We start from the raw sequence: 15036 nt of genomic DNA, 5'->3' as shown, positions 1-15036 counted from the left end.
TCGTTGGCCCGCGTAATGACAGGGTGTTCGAGTCGATGACGATGGACGACCGCATCGAGGAACTCCGCGAGAAGAAGGCCGAAGCCGCGAAGGGAGGCGGGGAGGACCGCATCGAGTCCCAGCACGAAAAGGGGAAGATGACGGCGCGCGAGCGCATCGACTACTTCCTCGACGACGATACCTTCCAGGAGTTCGACCAGCTCCGCACCCACCGCAGCCACAACTTCGGGATGGAGGAAGACCAGATTCCCGGGGACGGCGTCGTCACGGGATACGGCGAGGTCAACGGTCGGAAGGTGTTCGTGTTCGCGCACGACTTCACCGTCTTCGGCGGCTCTCTCGGCGAGGTGTTCGCGGAGAAGGTGACGAAGGTGATGGACAAGGCGATGGAGGTCGGCGCGCCCGTCATCGGCCTGAACGACTCCGCCGGTGCGCGCATCCAGGAGGGCGTGGACGCGCTCGCGGGCTACGCGGACATCTTCCACCGGAACCAGCAGGCGTCCGGAGTTATCCCCCAGATTTCGGCCATCATGGGGCCGTGCGCGGGCGGCGCGGTGTACTCGCCCGCCATCACCGACTTCGTGTTCATGGTGAAGGACACGAGCCACATGTTCATCACCGGCCCGGACGTCATCGAGACCGTGACGGGCGAGGAGGTCGGGTTCGAGGAACTCGGCGGCGCGACCACGCACTCCAGCACGTCGGGCGTCGCGCACTTCGCGGAGGACTCCGAGGAGGACGCGCTGGACAACATCCGACGCTTGCTCTCCTACCTCCCGCAGAACAACGTCGAGGACCCGCCCCGGGTGGAGCCGTGGGACGACCCCGACCGGCGCGACGAGGAGCTCAAATCTATCGTCCCCGACCAGCCCCGGAAGCCGTACGACGTGACGAACGTCGTCGATTCGGTGGTGGACGAGGGGTCCTTTTTCGAGGTGCAGGAGAACTTCGCGAAGAACCTCGTCGTCGGGTTCGCCCGCCTCGACGGCCGGAGCGTCGCCATCGTCGCGAACCAGCCGCGGGTGAACGCGGGGACGCTCGACATCGAGGCGTCCGAGAAGGGCAGTCGGTTCGTGCGGTTCTGCGACTCCTTCAACATCCCAATTCTGACGTTCGTGGACGTGCCCGGGTTCCTCCCCGGCACCGACCAGGAACACAACGGCATCATCCGGCACGGCGCGAAACTCCTCTACGCGTTCAGCGAGGCGTCCGTTCCCCTGATGACGGTCATCACGCGGAAGGCGTACGGCGGCGCGTACGACGTGATGGCGTCGAAGCACATCGGCGCGGACGTGAACTACGCGTGGCCCACGGCGGAAATCGCCGTGATGGGGCCGAAGGGCGCGGTGAACGTCCTCTACAGCGACGAACTGGCGGAGGCCGAGGACACCGACGCGAAGCGCGAAGAACTCATCGACGAGTACCGCGAGGAGTTCGCGAACCCCTACACGGCCGCCGACCGCGGGTACGTGGACGACGTCATCGAACCGCAGGAGACGCGACCGCGGCTCATCGACGACCTCGAAATGCTCACCGGCAAACGGGTCGACCAGCCCGAGAAGAAACATGGAAACATCCCGCTATAACGTCTCCCTGCCGGAGGACGCGAGCGAGGACGAGGCCGCCGCCATCGCGGCGGCCGTGAGCGCGCACCTCCGCGACCGGGAGGCCGCGGCGGCCGCCGCCGAGGCGAGCGGTGAGGCGTCCTGGGACGGCGAACGCTGGGGGTTCGCGGGACGCGTGAACGCCCTTCAGTCCCGGGAGGTTCGGGTGCCTGACGGCGCGCCGACCGACCCGTGGAGCGCGGCGGGGCGAACCGAGCGCTTCTAGCGGTACCGGCCCGTCACCGCACCCGCGGCGAACACGAACAGGCTGGCGGCGGTCGCGGCCGCGAGCGGATACGCGTCAAGGGGCGGCGTTGGTATCAGGGCGGCCCACGCGAGCACGGTGAACGCGACGACCGAGACGAAGATTCCTGTCGAATCGAGCACGACCCGTGGTTCGGGTGCCGGGGTCTTAGATTGTGGCGAGGACGCCGCTCGTGCGGACGGCGAAGTAGACGACGAAGGCGAGGGCGAGGAGCCACTGGCCGACGCTGACCTCGCTGTATTCGCCCGCTGCGGCCTTCATCAGCGGATAGGAGACGATGCCGGCGGCGATGCCGTACGCGATGCTGTACGTGAACGGCATCACGATGATGGTGAGGCCGGCAGGGACGGCGTGGGTCGGGTCGTTCCAGTCGACTTCGGTGACGTTCCCGAGCATGATGATGGCGACGACGACGAGCGCGATGTGGCTCGCGTAGAGGGGGACGGCGGCGGCGAGCGGGACGAACGCGAGCGCGAGCAGGAAGAGGAGGCCGACGACGAGCGCGGTCAGGCCCGTCCGGCCGCCGGCTTCGACGCCGGTCGCGGATTCGATGTAGGCGGTGACGGTGGACGTGCCGAGCATCCCGCCGACGGTCGTGCCGATTGCGTCCGCCATCAGGGGTTTCTCCATCTCCGGGAGGTTCCCGTCCTCGTCGAGGAACCCGCCGACCTGACTGACGCCGGTGAGCGTGCCCGCGGTCTCGAAGAAGTCGATGAAGAAGAACGTGAACACGACGAGCGCGAACCCGAACGCCTCGACGTGCTGGAACCCCTCGACGAACGCGCCGGCGAGCGGCGTGATGTCGTACTGGGGGTCGGGAACGGTCGGGGCGAGCTGGGGGGCGACGCCGAGCGAGGCGACGGCCCAGCCGACGGCGGTCGTCCCGAGGACGCCGAGGATTATCGCGCCGCGCACGCCGCGGGTGTGGAGGGCGAGCGTGAAGAACAGGCCGAGGACGGCGACCAGAGCGACCGGGTTCTGCGCGACGTTTCCGAGCGTGACGATGGTGTCCGGGTGGCTGACGACGACGCTCATTCCTTCGAGGCCGATGATGGCGAGGAACAATCCGAGCGCGCTCCCGATGGCATACTTCACGGGTTCGGGGAACAGTTTGATGACGTACTCGCGCGCGCCGATGGCGGTGAGGACGATGAAGAGCACGCCTTCGGTGACGATAGCGGCGAGCGCGGTCTGCCACGGAATCCCCATCACGCCGACGACCGTGTACGCGAAGAAGGCGTTCAGTCCGAGGCCGGGCGCGAGCGCGAACGGCCGGTTGGCGTAGAACGCCATCACCAGAATCGCGACGGCGGACGCGAGGATGGTGACGACCGCGAGCATCTGCTGGACTTCGGGGACGGTGTACCCGGGAACCGCGATGCCGGGTTTGTCCTCCGTCGCAGCGAGTATCGCGGGATTGACGACGACGATGTAGCTCATCGTGAGGAACGTCGTCAGTCCCGCGAGCACTTCGGTTCTGAGGTCGGTGTCGTGGTCGTCGAGGCTGAAGGTGGCGGCGATCCAGGCGCGTACGGTCATCCTTCACCCACTGGTGGGGGAGGAACTGTTAGTGGTGTCGGTTCCCGTCTCGACCCGTGCTGAACCGACACAATGAGTAGGCCGGTGGGTGAACCCCCATCTATGTTCGAGAAGGTTCTGGTGGCGAACCGCGGGGAAATCGCCGTGCGCGTGATGCGTGCGTGCGAGGAACTCGGCATCGACACCGTCGCCGTGTACAGCGAGGCGGACAAGCACTCGGGTCACGTCCGGTACGCGGACGAGGCGTACAACATCGGGCCCGCGCGCGCGGCGGACTCCTACCTCGACCACGAGGCCGTCATCGACGCGGCCCAGCAGGCGGGCGCGGACGCCATCCATCCCGGGTACGGTTTCCTCGCGGAGAACGCGGAGTTCGCGGGGAAGGTCGAGGACGCGGCGGGCGTGACGTGGGTCGGCCCGCGCAGCGACTCGATGCGCCGGCTCGGCGAGAAGACACAGGCGCGGAAATCGATGGACGCCGCGGACGTACCCATCGTTCCCGGAACCACCGACCCCGTCACCGACCCCGAAGACGTGAAAGCGTTCGGGGAGAAACACGGCTACCCCGTCGCTATCAAGGCCGAGGGCGGCGGCGGCGGCCGCGGAATGAAGGTCGTCGAGGGGCCGGACGAGGTCGCGGACAAACTCGAATCCGCGCAGCGCGAGGGCGAGGCGTACTTCGACAACGACACCGTCTACCTCGAACGCTACCTCGAAAACCCGCGGCACATCGAGGTGCAGATCGTCGCTGACCACCACGGCAACGTCCGCCACCTCGGGGAGCGCGACTGCAGCCTCCAGCGCCGCCACCAGAAGGTCATCGAGGAGGGTCCGTCGCCCGCGCTGACGGACGACCTCCGGGAGAAAATCGGGGAGGCCGCGCGCCGGGGCGCGGACGCGGCGGACTACTACAACGCGGGGACGTTCGAGTTCCTCGTGGAGGACACCCGCGAGAAGGGCGCGGGCGAAGTGCTCGACGCGGACGCGGACTTCTACTTCCTCGAAGTGAACACGCGGATTCAGGTCGAGCACACCGTCACGGAGGAACTGACGGGCATCGACATCGTGAAGTGGCAGCTCAAAATCGCCGCCGGCGAGGAACTCGACTTCTCGCAGGACGAGGTCGCCCTGGACGGGCACGCGATGGAGTTCCGCATCAACGCGGAGAACGCCGCCGACGAGTTCGCGCCCGCGACCGGCGGGACGCTCGAAACCTACGACACGCCGGGCGGCATCGGCGTGCGGATGGACGACGCCCTGCGGCAGGGCGACGACCTCGTGACGGACTACGATTCGATGATCGCGAAGCTCGTGGTCTGGGGGAGCGACCGCGAGGAGTGCATCGAGCGCTCGCAGCGCGCGCTCGCCGAGTACGATATCGAGGGTATCCCGACCATCATTCCCTTCCACCGCTTGATGCTCACCGACGACGCGTTCGTCGCGGGCGAGCACACGACCAAGTACCTTGACGAGGAACTCGACGAGGCGGCGGTCGCCGAGGCGCAGGAGAAGTGGGGGACGGAGACCACGGGCGAGTCCGGCGAGGAGGATGTGGTGGAGCGCGAGTTTACGGTCGAAGTCAACGGCAAACGATTCGATGTCGACCTCGAAGAACGCGGCGCGGCCCCCATCGAGGTGTCAGCGGGCGGTGACGCCGGTGGCGACGGTCAGCGCCCCGAACCCGCGGGCGGCGCGGACGACGACGGCGACGACGTGGTCGTCGAGGGCGACGGCGAGCGCGTCGAAGCCGAGATGCAGGGCACCATCCTCTCCGTCGACGTGGCGGAGGGCGACGAGGTCGCGCCGGGCGACGTGCTGCTCGTCCTGGAGGCGATGAAGATGGAGAACGACGTGGTCGCGTCCAGCGGCGGAACGGTCACGCAGGTCGTCGTCGAGGAGGGCGAATCCGTCGACATGGGTGACGTGCTCGTCGTCATCGAGTAGGCGTCCCAATCTTTATTTTCGGCCGCGCGAATCGCTCGCGTGCCATGTCAACAGTAAGCGTTCGGGAGGGGGTTCGGTACGGGTTCTCGCTGCTCTGGTACCTCGTCGGCGTGTGGCTGGTCGGCGGCCTCGTCGCGTTCGCGGGCATCACCATCACCGGCGGCACGATGGGGTTGGCGATGGACGGGATGTCGCGCGGGTACGCCGCGGAACCGAACACCGCCGCGATGTTCGCGGGCGGCGCGCTCGTGCTCGTCGGCGGCGCTATCGTCTACGCGGGGTCGCTCGGCATCCTCTACAAGATTATCGCGGACGCCGTGAAACGCGGGAACGAAGTCGCCTAACGAGGGCTTCTTACCGCCGCGGTCGTACACTCGGGTATGACCGACACCAGGCAGGCCGTCCTTCGGGCGCTCGCGGACGGCCCGCTCTCGGGGCCCGCGCTCGCGGAGCGCCTCGATGTCTCCCGCGCGGCCGTCTGGAAGCACGTCGAAGCGCTCCGCGACGAGGGCTTCGGGATAGCGAGCACGGACGCCGGCTACGAACTCACCGAGATACCCGAGTACGGCGGCGACTCGGTTGCGTTCGACCTCGACGCGCCCTTTACGGTCGAGTACCACGACACCGTGGAGAGCACGAACGACCGAGCGCGCGCCCTCGCCACCGACGGCCGCGAAGACGTCGTCGTGCTCGCTGACCGCCAGGTCGGCGGGCGCGGCCGTCGCGACCGCGCGTGGGACTCGCCCTCCGGCGGTATCTGGATGAGCGTCGTTCTGCGCCCCGACATTCCGCCCGCCCGCGCGCCGCTCCTCACGCTCGCGATGGCCGTCGCCGTCACCGACGCCGCGCGCGAACACGGCGTCGACGCGACCATCAAGTGGCCGAACGACGTCCTCGTGAGCGAAGTGAACGAGGGCACGCCGGACGCGTCGTCCGGAGGGGCCTTGGTGAGCGACGGGAAGCTCTCCGGGATTCTGACCGAAATGGAGGGTGAGGCGGGACGCGTGTCGTGGGTGGTCGTGGGCGTGGGCGTGAACGCGAACGTCGACCCCGCGGACCTGTACGAGGACGCGACCAGCCTTCGGAACGAGGCCGGACCGGTCGAGCGCCGCGCGTTCGTGCAGCGGGTGCTCGAGCGGTTCGACGACCTCCGCGGCGACCTCGAGCGCGTGCTGCCGGCGTGGCGCGAGCGCACGAGCACGCTCGGGCGGCGGGTGCGCGTCCACCTGCCGGACGGCGACCTCGTCGGCGAGGCCGTGGACGTGACCGAGACGGGAGCGCTGGTCGTCGACACGGGCGAGGAGCGGCGGGTGGTGCACGCGGGCGACTGCGAGCACCTCCGGCCGGTTTAGTCCTCGACGCGCACGGTGAGCACGGGGACGTGGCTGGAGCGCACGACCTTCTCCGCGACGCTCCCGAGGAGCAGGCGGTCGATACCGCCGCGGCCGTGCGTCCCCATCACGACGAGGTCGATGTCGTTGTCCTCGGCGTACCGGACGATTTCGCGGCTCGGCGTGCCGTTGAGGAGGACGCGCTCGACCGGAACGCCGGCGTCCGCGGCGATGTCCGCGACGATGTCGATGGCCTCCTCGCCCTCCTCAGCGAGCAGGTCCGAGACGCCCTCGGTCGTGGTTTCGGCGCCGAGCGAGGCGAAGCTCGCGGTGTTGACGACGTAGACTGCGTGCAGGGTCGCGCCGTGTTCCGCCGCGAGCGAAACCGCGTGTTCGACCGCGCGACGCGTCTCCGCGGAGCCGTCGGTCGGCACGAGAACCCGGTCGTAGAGCCCCATCTATGTGTGAATAAGTCGCACGCGGCTTAACTCTTGAGGAGGACGCGCTTCACGTCGCTCTCGCCCGCGCGCCGCACGACCGCGCGCACGGCGTCCTGATAGCCCGCGAGGTTGTCCGAGTCACCGTCCAGGACGAGCAAGCGCGCCTCGCGTCCCTCCTCGATAGTGCCGTGGTTCCGGTCGAGAACCTCCGCGCCGTTCCGCGTCGCCATCCCCAGCACCTCGGGCGCGGTGCAGTCGCTGAGTTTCGCCGCGAACTCCATCTCGCGGAACATCGAGGGACTGTTGAGGAAAACGTTGTCCGTGCCGAGCGCGACCGTGGTGAAGTCGCTCAGCTCCGCGATATCGGGCAGGCCGACGCCCGTGGTGAGGTTCGAGCGCGGACAGACCGCGATGGGAATCTCCGCGTCCATCACTCGCGTGAGGTGTTCGGGGTCCGCGTGCACCATGTGGACGAGGAGGTCCGGGTCGAGGTCGATGGCAGGATGGATGTCGGTCGCGTCGCGCTCGCCCGCGTGAATCGCGAACGGCTTCCCGGCGTCCCGCGCGGCGTCGCGCTCCGCGCCGAACTGGTCGTCGTTCGCGCCCGTCGCGCCGTACCCGTCCGCCACCGGGAGCACGTCGTCGGCGTCCCCGCGTCCCATCACGAACGGCCGGAGCGCGCGGCCTTCCGCGGCCTCGTGAAGCATCTCGACGCCGCGCCGGCCGCCTTCCCGGAACTCGATGAAGTCCGAGGTCCCCGTCTGCTCCATGAACGCCATCGAACGCCCCATCGCCTCCACCAGTTCCGAGCGGGAGGCCTGCCGCAGCAGTCGGTGCTTGAGGCCGTCCGGCGGCGCGACCAGTTCCTCCAGCGTCAGCCCGCGCCCGGCCTCCTTCGCGATGGAATCCCCGATGTGGGTGTGCGCGTTCACGAACGCCGGCAGCACGATGTCGTCCGACTCCGTCTCGCACTCCTCGACCGCCGCGATTTCGCCGTCCTCGACGACGACGCGCCCCTCGATTGCGTCGAACGTCGGACCGGCGAGGATGGTTCCGTCGAGTTCCATACGTGGTGTCGGACCGCCGTCGCCTTATTCGTTGTAGTCGTCGAGGCTCGCGTACTCGCCCGTGGTGGTCTCGCTCACGAGCGCGCCGTCCATGTCGAGGCCGAGCACGCGCTCCGCCGCCCGCCCGACGGGTTCGGTGAGGCCGTCGGGCGCGTACACGCCGAGCCGCCACTGCTCGCGTTGGGCCATCTGGAGTGCGCGCACGAGCGTGGACTGCTCGTCCAGCCGCCGCACCTCGCCGTTCACGAGCACGCCCGTGGTGGACTCCCGCATCGACGGCTGGCCCTGCACGTCCAGAATCACGTTCTCGCTGTCGACGCCGGCGTCCGCGGCGATGTCGTCCTCGAACGCGGCGACGGTGTCGTGGTCGGGGTCGAACAGCGGTTCCTCGGGGTCGAACACGTCGTCCGCCACGTCGTCCAGTTCCGCCCAGACGGCGCGCTTGTAGAGGTCGCGGTCGGCGAGGCGGTCGGCGAGCGCGCGCGACGCGTCGTGTTCGCGGAGGCGTACGAGGAGTTCGTAGTCGTCCATCCGCCGCAGCCGTTCGCCGGTCACGTCGGTCGATTCGAGGAGGCGTTCGCTCGCGCGGCGCAGCATCGCCTTGGAGATACGGGCGACGTGGTGGCTGTACACGGTCGGGTTCATCAGCGCGCGGGCGAGCAGGAGGGACTCCGCGGTCTGGACGTTCCCCTCCTTGAGGACGAGCCGGCCGTCGATGAACGTGAGTTCTCGGACGAGCCGGCCGGTGTCGATGGTGCCGTAGGGGACGCCGGTGTGGTGGGCGTCCCGGACGAGGTAGTCCATGCGGTCTACGTCGAGTTCGCCGGCGACGAGCTGGCCGAGTTCGTCCTCGCCGGTGACGAGCGCGGTCACGCGCTCGGGGTCGAGACCGTGGTCGTCGAGCACGCCCGCGATGGGTTCGGATTCCACGAGACCGGCCACGTCGTCGTGGTACTTGCCGGTGCGGCGGTGGATGAGGTCCTCGACGTTGTGGCTGTAGGGGCCGTGGCCGATGTCGTGGAGGATGGCGGCGGCACGCACGCGCTCGGCGCGCGGACCGTCGATGCTGAGGTGGTCGAGCGCCCGGGACGCGAGGTGGTAGACGCCGAGGCTGTGTTCGAAGCGCGTGTGGTTCGCCGAAGGGTAGACGAGGGAGACCGTCCCGAGTTGCTTGATGCGGCGCAACCGCTGGACGGGCGGCGTGTCGAGGAGGGCGGCGGCGACGCCCTCGACCTCGATGTGGTCGTGGACGCTGTCCTTCACCGTGTGCATACGCGGTGGTTCGCCGGCATCACGTAAAAACGACCGGACAGGACGGCCGGCGGCGCAAGCGTTTAGCGCGCGGCGGCCACACTCCCGGGTATGGTGACGTTTCTCGCCGGCGGCACGGGGACGCCGAAACTCCTCGCCGGCGCGCGCAGGGTGTTCGACGGCCCGCACACGGTGGTGGGGAACACGGGTGACGACGTGGAACTCGGCGGTCTCCTCGTCTCCCCGGACATCGACACCGTGCTGTTCGACGGCGGTGGCGTGCTCGACCGGGAGACGTGGTGGGGTATCGAGGGCGACACGACGGAGACGCACGAGGAACTGACGCGCCTCGCCGAGGCGGCGGATATCGACCCCGAACCCCGCTACCTCCCCGACGAGAAGCAGACCGCGGGCCGGCGGATTGCACGCTGGCGGCGGTTCTCGGGCGCGTGGGAGTTCATGGAACTCGGCGACAGGGACCGGGCGGTGCACGTGTTCCGGACGAGCCTCCTCGACGAAGGTCACTCGCTGACAGAGGTGACGCGGACGCTCGCCGACGCGTTCGGCGTTGACGCGGACGTCGTGCCGATGAGTGACGACCCGGTGGCGAGCATCGTCCACACGCCCGAGCGCGAACTCCACTTCCAGGAGTACTGGGTCGCGGAGCGCGCCGAACCCCCGGTGGAGCGCGTGGAGTTCCGGGGCGCTGCGGACGCCGAGGCGAGCGACGCGGCGCTCGCGGCCGTGCGGGACGGACCGGTGGTGGTCGGGCCGTCGAACCCGATTACGAGCATCGGGCCGATGCTGGCGCTGGACGGCCTGCGCGACGCGCTCCGGGAGACGACGGTGGTGGCGGTGTCGCCGTTCGTCGAGGACGAGGTGTTCAGCGGACCGGCGGCCGAACTCATGGAAGCCGAGGGGTACGACGCGAGCACGCGCGGGGTCGCGGACGCCTACGACTTCGCGGACGCGTTCGTGCTCGACACCGAGGACGGCACGGACCTCGCGCGTCCCACGGTCCGAGCGGACACGCGGATGGACGACGACGCGGACGCTCGCCGCGTCGCCGAGGCCGCCGCGGACGCGCTGGAGGTGGCGTAGTGTTCGAGCCACGGGTCGCGCTCGCGAGCCTGAGCGGCGACGCGGACGCCGCGTGGGCGCGCGCCGCGAGCGAGTACGCGGATCTGGCGTTCCTCGGCGGGCTCGCGCTGGACGACGCGACCCGCGCGGCGGCCCGCGAGATGGTCGCCGACCGCGAGCGGACTGAGTTCCTCCCCGACGACCCGCTCGACTTCCTCGCGGGCGAACTCGACGCGCTCGCGGACGCCCCCCTCCGGGGCGGGTTCAACGTTCGGACGACGACGCTCGCCCCGCTCCGCGCGGCCGCCCGCGAGTGCGCCGCTCGCGACGCCGTCCTCGAAGTGAACGCGCACTGCCGCCAGTCGGAGATGTGCGCCGCCGGCGCGGGCGAGTCCCTCCTCCGGGACGCCGACCGCCTCGCCGAGCAGGTGGCGGCCGCGAGCGACGCGGGCGCGACCGTCTCGGTGAAGGTCCGCGCGGAGGTCGACGGCGTCGACCTGCCCGCGCTCTCCCGGGAACTCGACGTGGCGGGCGCGGACTGCCTGCACGTCGACGCGATGGACTCCGAGTACGTGATTCGGGACGTCCGGGAGTCGTTCGACGGCTTCATCGTGGCGAATAACGGCGTTCGCGGCCGCGAGACTGCCCGCGAGTACCTCGACTACGGCGCGGACGCGGTGTCGGTGGGGCGGCCGAGCGACAACCCGCGCGTCCTCGCGCGAGTGAACGACGCCGTCCGGGAGTGGTTCGATGCGTAGCCCCGGCGCGAACGCGGAACTCGCCCTGCTGCTCGAAGTGGCGGGCACGCCGAAACCCGGGAACGTCGACCGCCACCGCGACTTCCCCGACTTGCGGTTCGAGCACTTCCTCGCGGGCGCGGTCGGCGCGCGTCCCGGCCTCGACGACGCCGAGTCCGGCGCGCCGGTCGGCGAGGCGTTCGAGCGCGCGGTCGTGGGGATGAGCGAGCAGTCGGGCGGGAACACCCAGTTCGGTTGTCTCCTCCTCCTCGTGCCGCTCGTCCGCGCCGCGAGCGAGCGCGCCCTCACGCCCGAAGCGCTCACGCACGTCGTCGAACACACGACCGTCGCGGACGCCGCGGGCTTCTATCGCGCGTTCGACCACGTCGACGTCTCCGTCCCCGACCTCCCCGAGGACGCGGACGCGCTCGACGTGCGCCGCGGGGGAGACGCCGTCCCCGAACTCGAAGCCCGCGACCTCACCCTCTACGATATCATGGCGGAGAGCGCGCCCGAGGACGGGAACGCCGTCGAGTGGACGACGGGCTTCCGGCGGACGTTCGCCGCCGCCGACCGCATCGAGGCCGGCACGGGGTCGATACTCGACCGGGTGACGGACGCCTTCCTCTTCCTCCTCGCGGACGAACCGGACTCGCTCGTCGCCGGCCAGCACGGCCGCGAGGTAGCGCGCGAGGTATCCGACCGGGCGAGCGAACTGCTCGACGCGCCGGACGCGGATATCGCCGCGTTCGCGGACGACCTCGTGGCGCGCGACATCAACCCCGGAACCACCGCGGACGTCACGAGCGCCGCGCTGTTCGTCGCGCTCGAACGCGGAGTGTCCGTATGAGCGAGTGGCCCGCCCGCCTCCGCGGCGTCACCGAAACCGTCGTGACGACCCGCGGCCCGAACGAGAAGTGGAACGCCGCGGCACTGGGGGTGCACGCGCCGAAACGCGGCGCGGACGACGCGAACACTGCGTCTCCGGCGACGGCGACGACGTGGGGGCGGACGCGGACGCGCGGGAACTTCGAACGCCGCGGGGAGGGCTACGTGCAGTTCACGACCGACCCCGTGCTGTTCGTGGAGGCGGCGCTCTCGATTCACGAGACCGACGGCCCCGTGCTCGACGCGGCGGACGCGTGGGCGCGGGTGACCGTGGAGCGCGTGGAGTCGGGCGAGTCGGGGGGAACGGAGTGGGTGGAGTGGGCGCTGACGCCCGTCGAGACGGCGGTCGTTCGGGAGGCGGTGGCGACGACGAACCGCGGGTACTACGCGGTCGTCGAGGCGACGGTGGCGGCGTCGCGGCTGGATGTGCCCGCGTACGACGAGGACGTGCTCCGGGAGCGTCTCGACTACTTCGCGGACGTGGTCGAGCGCTGCGGGGGCGAGCGGGAGCGCGAGGCGATGGCGCTCGTCGCCGAGTACAGCGCGTACGAGAACGAATCCTTTTAACGCTCGGCGGAACAAACCCCCGGTATGGCCATCAAGCCCGACTACGTCAAGAAGACGGGGAACATCCTCATGGAGCGATACCCCGACGCGTTCAGCCGCGAGGACTTCGAGCACAATAAGGACGCCGTCGTGGAACTGACGAACATCGAGTCGAAGGAAGTCCGCAACCGCATCGCGGGCTACATCACGCACAAGCGACAGTAGTTTTCCCCGCAACCGAAGCGCTTTGAAGTTCTTCCCGACTAGAGAGGGGTATGGTAAACGTAGGCGTACTCGGGGCGACTGGAGCCGTTGGCCAGCGATTCATCCAGTTGCTCTCGGAGCACGACGAGTTCGAGCTGACGACCGTCACCGCGAGCCCCGAGTCGGCGGGCAAATCCTACCGGGAGGCCGCGAAGTGGCGTGTCGACACGCCCATCCCGGAAGACGTGGCGGGCCTCGAAGTCCGGGAGACCGACCCGGACGCGATTCCGGACGACGTGGACCTCCTGTTCTCCTCTCTCCCGTCGTCGGTCGCGGAACGCGTCGAACACGGCTTCTGTGAGGCTGGCTACGTCGTCTCCTCGAACTCCTCGAACGAGCGCACCGCGGACGACGTGCCGCTCGTCATTCCCGAAGTGAACGCGGACCACCTCGACCTCATCGAGGTGCAGCGCGACGAGCGCGGCTGGGACGGCGCGCTCGTGAAGAACCCGAACTGCTCGACCATCACGATGGTTCCGACGCTCGCTGCGCTCACCCAGTTCGGCCTCGACACGGTTCACGTCGCCACCCTGCAGGCGGTGTCGGGCGCGGGCTACTCGGGCGTCACGTCAATGGAAATCCTCGACAACGTCCTTCCCCACATCGGCGGCGAGGAGTCGAAGATGGAGTCCGAGTCCCGGAAGCTCCTCGGCGAGTTCACGGGCGCCGAAGTCGATTGGCACGACGTGGACGTGTCGGCGTCCTGCAACCGCGTCCCAACCCTCGACGGCCACCTGGAGAACGTCTGGGCGGAACTCGACGACGACCCCACCGTGGCGGAGGTCGCCGAGGCGTTCGCCGAGGCGGAGACGCAGGACCTCCCGAGCGCGCCCGACCCCCTCGTTCACGTGTTCGAGGAGCCGGACCGCCCGCAGCCCCGTCTCGACCGGATGCTTGGCGGCGGAATGGCGGTCGCGGCAGGCGGCATCCAGCAGACGGAAAGCGGGATTCAGTACAACACGCTCGCGCACAACACCATCCGCGGCGCCGCGGGCGCGAGCGTCCTGAACGGCGAACTCCTCGCGCGCGACGGCTGGCTCTAGTCGACGCGGTTCTTCAGTTCCTCGTCGGCCGCGAGCCGGTTCACGTTCTCCGCGAGGATGTCCGCGAGCCGCGTCCAGTGCTGTGGCGTGTGGCCGGCGTTGTGGGGCGTGACGAGGCAGTTGTTGAGCGTCCAGAGCACGTGGTCGGGTGGGAGCGGTTCGGGGTCGGTCACGTCGAGCGCGGCGCCCCGGATAGACTCGCCGCGGAGCGCGTCCACGAGTGCGTCCGTGTCGACGACGCCGCCGCGCGCGACGTTCACGACGACTGCCTCGGGTTCGAGCGTTTCGAACTCCGCGGCGCCGATGAGTCCCTCCGTGGTCTCGGTGAGCGGGCACGCGAGCACGACGTAATCGCTGCGGGCGAGCGCGTCGTGTACGTCCGCGGGGTCGAACCCGACGACTTCGTCCGTCGGCCCGCCCTTCTCGGGCGTGTACCGGACGCCGATGGTGTGCGCGCCGAACCCCCGGAGGCGCTGTTCGACCTCCGTCCCGATGGCGCCCAATCCGACGATGGTGACGGTCGCGTCCGTGAGTTCGCCGTGGGCCTGGTAGTGCCGCCATTCGCCGCGCTCGGACTGCCGGAAGCCCTGCTGGAGGTTCCGCGCGAACGTCAACACGTACCCGAGGACTTGCTCGGCGATGCCGGGCGCGTGGATGCCCGCGCCGTTCGTCACCGCGACGCCGCGCTCGCGCAAGGCGTCCATCGGCAGGTGGTTGTAGCCGGCGTACGCGCACGCGAACAGTTCGATGTCGTTCGCGGCGTCCAGCAGGTCCGTGTCGATGCTCGTGCCCGTGACGATATCGGCGTCCGCGACGGCATCGCGCTCGGCGTGCGGGGTCGCCGCGTACCGAATCTCGTGGTCGGGAAGGCGTTCCTCGAGCGCGTCCGCGTACTCTCGCGACGACAGGCCGTGCGTGTCCGCGCGCAACACCGTAATCGTGGGTCGACTGCTCATACTCGCGTCTCGACGCCCGGCCGCCTAATCCGTTTCCGTCGCGGCGTCGCGTCCGCGTTCGCCGGTTTGCCAAGGGTTTTT

At 69.4% G+C, this 15036-nt stretch carries 16 protein-coding genes and 1 pseudogene; 11 read left to right on the top strand and 6 right to left on the bottom strand.

From position 1 onward, the window contains the following. Window positions 1-41: 41 nt before the first annotated feature. Together U3A55_RS07690 and U3A55_RS07685 are read left to right on the top strand one after the other, a co-directional pair. Window positions 42-1586 (top strand): acyl-CoA carboxylase subunit beta, encoded by a 1545-nt coding sequence (locus U3A55_RS07690; protein ID WP_442978290.1) that lies wholly within the window; start codon window positions 42-44, stop codon window positions 1584-1586. Between the two features lie 7 nt (window positions 1587-1593). Next, window positions 1594-1830: pseudogene (locus tag U3A55_RS07685) on the top strand (hypothetical protein); the annotation flags it as partial. Here the strand turns inward: U3A55_RS07685 and U3A55_RS07680 are convergent. Continuing rightward, window positions 1827-1991, bottom strand: coding sequence for a hypothetical protein (locus U3A55_RS07680; protein ID WP_330990900.1), 165 nt, complete (start codon window positions 1989-1991; stop codon window positions 1827-1829). The pseudogene U3A55_RS07685 and the gene U3A55_RS07680 sit on opposite strands and share 4 nt — an antisense overlap. A 25-nt stretch (window positions 1992-2016) precedes the next feature. Continuing rightward, complete coding sequence (locus U3A55_RS07675) at window positions 2017-3408, bottom strand: NCS2 family permease (protein ID WP_330990899.1); 1392 nt, start codon at window positions 3406-3408, stop codon at window positions 2017-2019. 102 nt (window positions 3409-3510) lie between these two features. On the opposite strand from U3A55_RS07675, the gene U3A55_RS07670 reads away from it, so the two are divergent. The 3 genes from U3A55_RS07670 to U3A55_RS07660 are packed head-to-tail and all read left to right on the top strand — an operon-like array spanning window position 3511 to window position 6704. Further along, entirely contained in the window at window positions 3511-5352 is a 1842-nt protein-coding gene (locus U3A55_RS07670) for an acetyl-CoA carboxylase biotin carboxylase subunit (protein WP_330990898.1), read from the top strand. A 44-nt stretch (window positions 5353-5396) separates the two neighbouring features. Continuing rightward, window positions 5397-5696 carry a hypothetical protein gene (locus tag U3A55_RS07665; RefSeq protein ID WP_330990897.1) on the top strand — a complete coding sequence of 100 codons (300 nt, stop codon included), beginning with the start codon at window positions 5397-5399 and terminating at the stop codon, window positions 5694-5696. 36 nt (window positions 5697-5732) lie between these two features. After that, window positions 5733-6704, top strand: coding sequence for a biotin--[acetyl-CoA-carboxylase] ligase (locus tag U3A55_RS07660; RefSeq protein WP_330990896.1), 972 nt, complete (start codon window positions 5733-5735; stop codon window positions 6702-6704). Here the strand turns inward: U3A55_RS07660 and U3A55_RS07655 are convergent. The 3 genes from U3A55_RS07655 to U3A55_RS07645 are packed head-to-tail and all read right to left on the bottom strand — an operon-like array spanning window position 6701 to window position 9462. Further along, window positions 6701-7141 carry a universal stress protein gene (locus tag U3A55_RS07655; protein ID WP_330990895.1) on the bottom strand — a complete coding sequence of 147 codons (441 nt, stop codon included), beginning with the start codon at window positions 7139-7141 and terminating at the stop codon, window positions 6701-6703. The two genes, U3A55_RS07660 and U3A55_RS07655, sit on opposite strands and share 4 nt — an antisense overlap. Before the next feature lie 26 nt (window positions 7142-7167). Continuing rightward, window positions 7168-8190 carry an amidohydrolase family protein gene (locus U3A55_RS07650; RefSeq protein WP_330990894.1) on the bottom strand — a complete coding sequence of 341 codons (1023 nt, stop codon included), beginning with the start codon at window positions 8188-8190 and terminating at the stop codon, window positions 7168-7170. Window positions 8191-8214: 24 nt separating this feature from the next. Next, window positions 8215-9462 (bottom strand): HD domain-containing protein, encoded by a 1248-nt coding sequence (locus tag U3A55_RS07645; RefSeq protein WP_330990893.1) that lies wholly within the window; start codon window positions 9460-9462, stop codon window positions 8215-8217. Between the two features lie 90 nt (window positions 9463-9552). On the opposite strand from U3A55_RS07645, the gene cofD reads away from it, so the two are divergent. From cofD to asd, 6 genes are read left to right on the top strand one after another with little or no spacing between them, the layout of a single operon-like run. Beyond that, on the top strand, window positions 9553-10542 hold the full coding sequence (gene cofD, locus U3A55_RS07640) for a 2-phospho-L-lactate transferase (protein WP_330990892.1): 990 nt from the start codon (window positions 9553-9555) through the stop codon (window positions 10540-10542). Further along, window positions 10542-11279, top strand: a complete 738-nt coding sequence (locus U3A55_RS07635; protein WP_330990891.1) for a tRNA-dihydrouridine synthase — start codon at window positions 10542-10544, stop codon at window positions 11277-11279. The genes cofD and U3A55_RS07635 overlap by 1 nt, the downstream gene beginning before the upstream one ends. Then, the gene (locus U3A55_RS07630; protein ID WP_330990890.1) at window positions 11272-12108 is read left to right on the top strand and encodes a triphosphoribosyl-dephospho-CoA synthase; all 837 of its coding nucleotides are present in this window, start codon (window positions 11272-11274) and stop codon (window positions 12106-12108) included. Before U3A55_RS07635 ends, U3A55_RS07630 begins: the two co-directional genes overlap by 8 nt. Beyond that, window positions 12105-12713 carry a DUF447 domain-containing protein gene (locus tag U3A55_RS07625; RefSeq protein WP_330990889.1) on the top strand — a complete coding sequence of 203 codons (609 nt, stop codon included), beginning with the start codon at window positions 12105-12107 and terminating at the stop codon, window positions 12711-12713. Before U3A55_RS07630 ends, U3A55_RS07625 begins: the two co-directional genes overlap by 4 nt. 24 nt (window positions 12714-12737) lie before the next feature. Then, window positions 12738-12917: a 30S ribosomal protein S17e gene (locus U3A55_RS07620; protein WP_145848469.1), complete on the top strand. Its 180-nt coding sequence runs from the start codon at window positions 12738-12740 to the stop codon at window positions 12915-12917. Between the two features lie 50 nt (window positions 12918-12967). After that, window positions 12968-13999 (top strand): aspartate-semialdehyde dehydrogenase, encoded by a 1032-nt coding sequence (gene asd / locus U3A55_RS07615; RefSeq protein WP_330990888.1) that lies wholly within the window; start codon window positions 12968-12970, stop codon window positions 13997-13999. Here the strand turns inward: asd and U3A55_RS07610 are convergent. Continuing rightward, window positions 13996-14955: a D-2-hydroxyacid dehydrogenase gene (locus tag U3A55_RS07610; RefSeq protein WP_330990887.1), complete on the bottom strand. Its 960-nt coding sequence runs from the start codon at window positions 14953-14955 to the stop codon at window positions 13996-13998. The two genes, asd and U3A55_RS07610, sit on opposite strands and share 4 nt — an antisense overlap. Window positions 14956-15036: the final 81 nt, after the last annotated feature.

It is taken from the genome of Salarchaeum sp. III (assembly GCF_036418315.1).
Classification (GTDB): domain Archaea; phylum Halobacteriota; class Halobacteria; order Halobacteriales; family Halobacteriaceae; genus Salarchaeum.
This window is presented reverse-complemented; position numbering and strand designations above follow the sequence as displayed.

Excerpts from the sequence above, each read along its gene's own strand:
- U3A55_RS07675 (WP_330990899.1), bottom strand. The coding sequence starts at position 3,408 with ATGACCGTACGCGCCTGGATCGCCGCCACCTTCAGCCTCGACGACCAC.
- U3A55_RS07645 (WP_330990893.1), bottom strand. The coding sequence starts at position 9,462 with ATGCACACGGTGAAGGACAGCGTCCACGACCACATCGAGGTCGAGGGC.
- U3A55_RS07670 (WP_330990898.1), top strand. The coding sequence starts at position 3,511 with ATGTTCGAGAAGGTTCTGGTGGCGAACCGCGGGGAAATCGCCGTGCGC.
- U3A55_RS07665 (WP_330990897.1), top strand. The coding sequence starts at position 5,397 with ATGTCAACAGTAAGCGTTCGGGAGGGGGTTCGGTACGGGTTCTCGCTG.
- U3A55_RS07650 (WP_330990894.1), bottom strand. The coding sequence starts at position 8,190 with ATGGAACTCGACGGAACCATCCTCGCCGGTCCGACGTTCGACGCAATC.
- U3A55_RS07620 (WP_145848469.1), top strand. The coding sequence starts at position 12,738 with ATGGCCATCAAGCCCGACTACGTCAAGAAGACGGGGAACATCCTCATG.
- U3A55_RS07660 (WP_330990896.1), top strand. The coding sequence starts at position 5,733 with ATGACCGACACCAGGCAGGCCGTCCTTCGGGCGCTCGCGGACGGCCCG.
- cofD (WP_330990892.1), top strand. The coding sequence starts at position 9,553 with ATGGTGACGTTTCTCGCCGGCGGCACGGGGACGCCGAAACTCCTCGCC.
- asd (WP_330990888.1), top strand. The coding sequence starts at position 12,968 with ATGGTAAACGTAGGCGTACTCGGGGCGACTGGAGCCGTTGGCCAGCGA.
- U3A55_RS07630 (WP_330990890.1), top strand. The coding sequence starts at position 11,272 with ATGCGTAGCCCCGGCGCGAACGCGGAACTCGCCCTGCTGCTCGAAGTG.
- U3A55_RS07655 (WP_330990895.1), bottom strand. The coding sequence starts at position 7,141 with ATGGGGCTCTACGACCGGGTTCTCGTGCCGACCGACGGCTCCGCGGAG.
- U3A55_RS07610 (WP_330990887.1), bottom strand. The coding sequence starts at position 14,955 with ATGAGCAGTCGACCCACGATTACGGTGTTGCGCGCGGACACGCACGGC.
- U3A55_RS07690 (WP_442978290.1), top strand. The coding sequence starts at position 42 with ATGGACGACCGCATCGAGGAACTCCGCGAGAAGAAGGCCGAAGCCGCG.
- U3A55_RS07625 (WP_330990889.1), top strand. The coding sequence starts at position 12,105 with ATGAGCGAGTGGCCCGCCCGCCTCCGCGGCGTCACCGAAACCGTCGTG.